We start from the raw sequence: 5,583 nt of genomic DNA, 5'->3' as shown, positions 1-5,583 counted from the left end.
GATGCCCTGGGGCGCGCGCGCTGGCGCGACGGGGCGGGAGAGGCGGAACTGACCCGCCACTGGGCCGCCGTCCGGAGCGCGTTGCGCCGTGACCGGCCGGTGCTCACCACCGGCCAGCACAAACGCGCGGCTGAGCGCGACCGGTTGCCACCGCTGAACCCGTTTACCGGTGCCTGACCCGGGCAAAAGCCGCGCGCGAATGCGGCACAATGCCCGCAGCTCACGCTTTGCGCTTGTCATGGTCCCGCGCACCTTTAGGCTGGTGCCGGAGATGACCGAACAGGGCCCGCTGATCCGATGAAACCAACGCCGCTCCTCACTCAGACGCTGCTGGTACTGGCGTTCTCCGCGCTGAGCGCGACGGCTCAGGAAAGCGGGGCACCCGCCTATGTCGGAACACAGGTCTGCGCGGATTGCCACACAGAGGCGGCGGAAGCCTGGGAGGGCTCGCATCACGCCCTGGCCTGGACGCCGCCGGGGCCCCGGACCGTGCTGGGAGACTTCGACGATACGGAATTTACGCAAAACGGGGTCACCACCCGGTTTTACCGCGACGGTGAGACCTATATGATGGAAACCGACGGGCCGACCGGGCGCATCACCCCTTATCCGGTGCACAGCGTGGTGGGCGTCGAGCCCCTGCAGCAATACCTGCTGGAGACCGAAGAGGGTCGCCTGCAATCCTTTGACGTTGTCTGGGACACCGGGGAGAACCGCTGGTACCACCTCTACCCCGATCAGGATCTTTTTGCCGGCGACGGGCTGCACTGGACCGGACCGTACAAGAACTGGAACGCGCGCTGCGCCGAATGCCACGCCACCGGGTTTGAAAAGAATTACAAGGCAGATGACCGGACCTATGACAGTACCCAGGCCGAAACCGGCGTGGGCTGCGAGGCCTGTCACGGCCCGGGAGAGGCGCACATCGCCTGGGCCCGGGACGAGGCCACCAGCCAGACCCCATGGGAGGGGCTGACAGAGACCGGGCTTATGCTTGATATGTCTGCCGGGGGAGAAACATACCTGCAGCAGTGCGCTTCGTGTCATTCGCGCCGCGAACCCTTTGAGCAAGGCAATCCGCTGCCCGGCACGCCGTTTCACGATGCTTACCGGCTGAGCCTGCTGCGCGAGGGCAGCTATCACGCGGACGGTCAGATTCTCGATGAAGTCTATGTCTATGGCTCGTTTCTGCAGTCGAAGATGTACGACAAAGGCGTCACCTGTAACGACTGTCACGAACCCCATACCGCGCAGCTGCGCGCCACAGGCAACGGACTTTGTACCCAGTGCCATTCGGAGGCGGGCAATACGCGTTTTCCGACCCTGCAGATGAAGGCTTATGACGACCCGTCGCACCATTTTCACGAAACCGGAACCGACGGCGCACAGTGCAAAAGCTGTCACATGATCGAGCGCGACTATATGGTCGTGGACGGGCGGCGGGATCATTCGTTCCGCATCCCGCGGCCCGATCTGCGCACTGTGACGCTGGGCCCGGATGCCTGTACCGACTGCCACACGAATGAGACCGCCTCATGGGCTGCGGAGGCGCTTCAGGGCTGGTATCCCGACAGCACGCATCGCGGCCCGCATTACGGCGAAACGCTCGCTGCCGGTCGCCGGGATCTCAGAGGACACGCAGAGGAACTCGCGAGCCTTGCGGAATACACAGAGCTGCCCGGTATCGTGCGGGCCACCGCACTCGAGATGCTCAGCCGGGCGGCCACACCGGCGCTGGCTACGCGCCTCGAGCCGCTGCTGAGTGACCCTGATCCGCTGGTGCGCGCGGCGGCGGCATCGGTACAGCGGGGCGCCCCGGGCAATGAAAGTGCTGCGCGCCTTGTGGCCCTGCTGGGCGACCCGGTGCGTGCTGTGCGCATCGCAGCAGCGCGGGAGTTTCTGAGCCTGCCTGTGGCGCGTCTGCCCGATGCAATGGCCGCCGATCTGCAGGAGGCGATGCGCGACTGGCAACAGTCGCTGATGGCAAAGCTGGATTATCCTGAAACCCAGGTGGTGATCGCCGGCATCGGAATGACGACCCGGCGGATGGACAATGCCCTGCGTGCCTTTGGCGAGGCGGTGACATTGGATCCGCAGCTCGAACAGGGCTGGATGATGATGATCCGTATTCACGAGGCTCTGGGCGACCGCGAGGCGGCGCGCGCCACCGCGGACGAGGCGGTAGAGGTCAACCCCGACAGCATCGCGCTGAGCCTGATCCGCTCGGAGCTTTACTGACAGCGCCGCCAAAGTGCGTTCAGTCGCCTGTGGCCCGCAGAATAGCCACAGCGGGGCAGGGGGCCGCCCGGGCGGCGGATCGGTCAGCTTTGCCGTTCAAAGAGCGCGTTGCGCCCGTATTCCGCACAGAGCATATACCCTGCGTCCCTGATGCGCGCCGTGATGTCCGTCTTCCATAACACATTGTGTTTATGCTCAAAAAATATCAGGCGGGGGCGCTGCTGAACCGGCGCATCACTGATCACGGGACCGATTGCACGGTCTTCAAAACCTTCGATATCGACTTTGAGAAAATCAACCGGCATCGCCGGATTTTCCGGCAGAAACTCGGTCAGGCTGCGCACTTTTACGCGGATCTCAGAACCGTTCGAAAAGGTGTGACTGAGCCGTGCCTGGCCCAGGTTCTGCTCGGCCGGGATACACAGTTCCAGTTCATCGTTTTCATCACTGATGGCACAGTCGTGCACGATCACCGAAGATGCCTTGTTGAGGCTGAGATTGTGCTCAAGCCGGGCGCGCATTACCGGATTTGGCTCAAAAGCGTGGATCACCGATCCTTCGGGCGCGATTGCGGCCAGCCTGACAGAGAACGAGCCCGCATTTGCACCGACATCGAGTGCAAAGAAAGGCGCACCGGCAAGGCGTTGAAGTATATCCCTCAGCGCGCGTTCCTCATGCGTCCGCCCCAGACGCCAAATCTGAAATTCTGTATTGTTATCAGCAGGATGCACGAACATCCGGCAGCCTTTGTAATCAACCTCCACGGGCTCCAGCGACGCACGGATGCGGCGTCGGATCCGCCGGGAGGTCGCGGGATCTTTGTAGATCGTGCGCAGAAGATCATGTGGGAATGTCATCCGGATAAACTGCCTGTGCCGTTTTTCAGTCAGTTTATCGGATCGCCCGGCTGAAAGCGCAAGTCAGGAGATCCCGGAGGGACAACAGGGTGGTCAGAAGAGGGATATCATGCAACACATCATGAGGGGGCAGACGGGCTCCGGGAACGCGAAAATCCGGGCAGGAAAAGTACGACACATGCCAATAAGCCTCGCAGAAAAGAAGTGCCTGCAACGGGGTCTTGATTTCGGATGGCAGTTTCGCAACCAGTATGTGCTGAGCTGTGACAGCGACAGAAACTATCCGGGGTGGTTTAAGCAACACCTCGGGCGCTGGACCCTGCATCACGGAGATGCTCTGCGGGTGACGCACATGACGGATCAGGACGGCGCACACGTGGGCTGGATACTGGGTCACGCGATCGCGCCGGGCAGAGGCATTGCCGAAGACAGCTTTCAGATCGCAGCTCATCATTCGCAGCACGATTTCGCGGATGTTGCAGAAGGGGTAATCTCAGATCTTGCCGGTAAGTATCTGGTGATCCTTCTGACCGGTGACACGGAGCGGGTGTACTGCGACCCGGTTTCTGATCTGCCGCTGCTTTATGATGCGCAGACCGGCCGTTTGGCGAGCTCACTGGGTCTGGTCCTTGACCGGCCAGTTGTGGCCAATCCGCTCTTTCCCGCGCGCGATGTGCTGAGCGGAAAACGAACACTGAGCTTTGGACATACCATTGACCGGACTGTCAAACGCGGACTGTCCAGCCATTATCTCGACCTGTCTGATTTCGGGCAGCACCGGCACTGGCCGCCGATGGACATGGCGTTTTCGAAGAACGCAGATGACACAAAGGATATAGTTGACCAGATCATTGAACGTCTAAGCTCTCACATTACTGTGCTGACCGAAAGATTCGACTGCATTTTGCCGGTATCGGGTGGCCGGGATTCCAGGATTCTGCTGGCTTGTGCCAGTGACCGGTTGGACAAACTGAGCGAAATATCGGGCCACAGATTTCACAACCCGTCGCGCAGAGATACGGCGCTGGGTAAAGAAATCGTGCAGAGCCTTGGCAAAGAATACAAAACATATTTTCGCAAGTATCCGGAAATGGGCCAGATGCGGAACATGCGGTTGCGGATGGGGTGGTCAGGCGCGAGACCCGAGATGGAGGCCGTTCCGATGATCGAAGACCTGCCACGGGATCACATCGTGCTTCGCGGCAATATTCTGGAACTGTTGCGCGCCAGCCAGTGGCGCCGCGATAAAATAGACAGGCCCGTTCATCTGACACATGGCGTGCGGCGCCTTGGAGTATGCATTGATCACGGAGGAGAAGAGCGCAAAAAGTGGTTTGGAGCATACACGGACTGGCTGGAAAGCCTGCCGCCCTCTGCCCAGAAAAAACCCTATGATTTTGCATGGGTCGAATTGCTTTTGCCCAACTGGCAGGGGGCATATTTTAACGGTCATAACAGCACATATTTTCTGAATCCGTTCAATGATCGCAAACTGATCGAACTCGCGATCAGCCTTCCCGCATCACTGCGCATTAATGGTGAGGTCGTACCGCTGATTTTGGAACGCGCCTGTCCGGAACTGCTGAATTTCCGGTTTCAGTAGCAGGCACCCGGTCTGTGCGAAGCCGGTAGCAGACGGGATCAGAGCCGGATCATAAACTGCTGACCCTTCACACTCAGCGCTTCGGGGCCGAGCTTCAGCGCCGCCATGGCGTCCTGAACCGCGTCCTGCACATGCAGACGCCCGTCTTTGCTCCAGCGGTAATCATCGCCCGCGATGATCCCGCCCTGGCGCACCTTCAGGGCGCTGAGCTCAATGTCTTTGCGCACAAAATCATAAAGGTGGTTGCCGTCGATGTAGACCCAGTCAAAATACCCGTCCGCGTATTCCGCCAGCAGGTCAGCCGAGAACCCCTTGCGCACGCTCACCCGGTCATTGCCCTCAAACTCATCCAGGACATCGCGGTACATCCGGTCCATTACGGCGCTGTCTTTATGTTTGGCGTGGGTCCATTCGCTTTCTTCCCGCCCTGCAAGAAGGCCCCAGGGGTCGATCAGGATCAGCTCGGCAGGCTGCGTGACATCAAGGATTTCAAGGCTGAAGCTGCCCTGCCAGACACCGATTTCCGCACAGCGCCCGCCCTTTGGCATCCGCCTGAGAAACGCGCGGCGGTTCTTGTGTCTTGACGGTGAACGCAGTTTCATACCGGCGTTGGCACGGCGCACCACCGACAGGTTCTCGCTTTCCGGGCCAACAATGTCCTGGCGCAGTTTCGCGAAGTCAGGGTCTGTTTTCAGCTCCGCGAGGCGCTGTGTGCTCAGCGCGATCGCTGCGCGTTCCAGAAAGGCGAGTTCAGGATCCTTCCTGAGCTCCCGCAGACGCGCGCGCACAGCCTTTTTGTGGCGCAGAATTGTCTTGTCGCGGGCCCCACCCTTGTTCCAGCGCCGCCAGTAATCAAGTTTGAGGGTTTCGCCCACATGATTGGCC

The 5,583-nt window shown here is 60.4% G+C and carries 4 protein-coding genes; 2 read left to right on the top strand and 2 right to left on the bottom strand.

Translation table 11 applies throughout. The features are described 5' to 3' along the window. Positions 1–297 precede the first annotated feature (297 nt). Positions 298–2,238, top strand: a complete 1,941-nt coding sequence (locus tag Q0M35_RS16900) for a multiheme c-type cytochrome (protein ID WP_295317436.1) — start codon at positions 298–300, stop codon at positions 2,236–2,238. Positions 2,239–2,321: 83 nt separating this feature from the next. On the opposite strand, the gene Q0M35_RS16895 is transcribed toward Q0M35_RS16900, so the two are convergent. Continuing rightward, a complete protein-coding gene (locus tag Q0M35_RS16895; protein WP_295317435.1) occupies positions 2,322–3,095 on the bottom strand; it encodes an FkbM family methyltransferase in 774 nt (257 codons plus the stop codon). A 178-nt stretch (positions 3,096–3,273) separates the two neighbouring features. Between Q0M35_RS16895 and Q0M35_RS16890 the strand changes: the two genes are divergently transcribed. Continuing rightward, complete coding sequence (locus Q0M35_RS16890) at positions 3,274–4,698, top strand: hypothetical protein (protein WP_295317434.1); 1,425 nt, start codon at positions 3,274–3,276, stop codon at positions 4,696–4,698. A gap of 38 nt (positions 4,699–4,736) precedes the next feature. Here the strand turns inward: Q0M35_RS16890 and Q0M35_RS16885 are convergent. After that, positions 4,737–5,583 (bottom strand): class I SAM-dependent methyltransferase (locus Q0M35_RS16885; RefSeq protein ID WP_295317433.1); only part of this gene is annotated, 847 nt, incomplete at its 5' end.

The organism is Roseobacter sp. (assembly GCF_024639605.1).
In the GTDB taxonomy this organism is placed as follows: Bacteria; Pseudomonadota; Alphaproteobacteria; order Rhodobacterales; family Rhodobacteraceae; genus Roseobacter.
Note: the sequence above shows the minus strand (reverse complement) of the source record. Positions and strands in the feature narration are given on the sequence as shown.